Genomic DNA, 807 nt, shown 5'->3' with positions numbered 1-807 from the left:
AGCGCGCGGATCTCGTGCAGCTTGTGGCTGATGTAGAGGATGCTGCAGCCCTCGCTGGCGAGCTTGCGCAGCACCACGAACAGTTTTTCGACCGCCTGCGGCGTGAGCACCGAGGTCGGCTCGTCGAGGATCAGCAGCTTGGGGTTGGTGAGCAGGGCGCGGATGATTTCCACGCGCTGCATCTCGCCCACGCTGAGCGTGTGCACCGGGCGCAGCGGGTCGATGTCCAGGCCGTATTCGGCCGCCTTGGCGGTGATGCGCTCGGTCACCTCGGACAGGCGCTGGCTCCTGTCCAGCCCCAGCCAGACGTTCTCGGCCACCGACAGCGTGTCGAACAGGCTGAAATGCTGGAACACCATGGCGATGCCCAGCTGCCGCGCCTCTTGCGGGTTGNAGGCCGTATTCGGCCGCCTTGGCGGTGATGCGCTCGGTCACCTCGGACAGGCGCTGGCTCCTGTCCAGCCCCAGCCAGACGTTCTCGGCCACCGACAGCGTGTCGAACAGGCTGAAATGCTGGAACACCATGGCGATGCCCAGCTGCCGCGCCTCTTGCGGGTTGCGCACCTGCACCGCCCGGCCGTCGAAGTGCACGGCGCCCTCGTCGGGCTTGACGGTGCCGTAGATGATCTTCATCAGCGTGGACTTGCCGGCGCCGTTCTCGCCCAGCACGGCGTGGATCTCGCCCGGCTGCACGGTCAGCGAGACGCCGCTGTTGGCCACCACGGCGGGGTAGCGCTTGGTGATGCCGGTCAGCTGCAGCCGCGGCGGCGGCGCTCCTGGCGCGGGGAAGAGTGCGGAAGAATTCAT

Annotated in this window: 2 protein-coding genes; one reads left to right on the top strand and one right to left on the bottom strand. The window is 67.5% G+C overall.

What is annotated here, in order from left to right:
- A partial coding sequence (locus QZH66_RS17400; protein WP_305807094.1) for an ATP-binding cassette domain-containing protein occupies positions 1 to 359 on the bottom strand: 359 nt, incomplete at its 3' end.
- 151 nt (positions 360 to 510) lie between these two features.
- Between QZH66_RS17400 and QZH66_RS17395 the strand changes: the two genes are divergently transcribed.
- On the top strand, positions 511 to 807 hold a 297-nt coding region (locus QZH66_RS17395), incomplete at its 3' end, for a hypothetical protein (RefSeq protein WP_305807093.1).

The organism is Stenotrophomonas sp. YIM B06876 (assembly GCF_030711595.1).
Classification (GTDB): Bacteria; Pseudomonadota; Gammaproteobacteria; order Xanthomonadales; family Xanthomonadaceae; genus Stenotrophomonas.
Note: the sequence above shows the minus strand (reverse complement) of the source record. Positions and strands in the feature narration are given on the sequence as shown.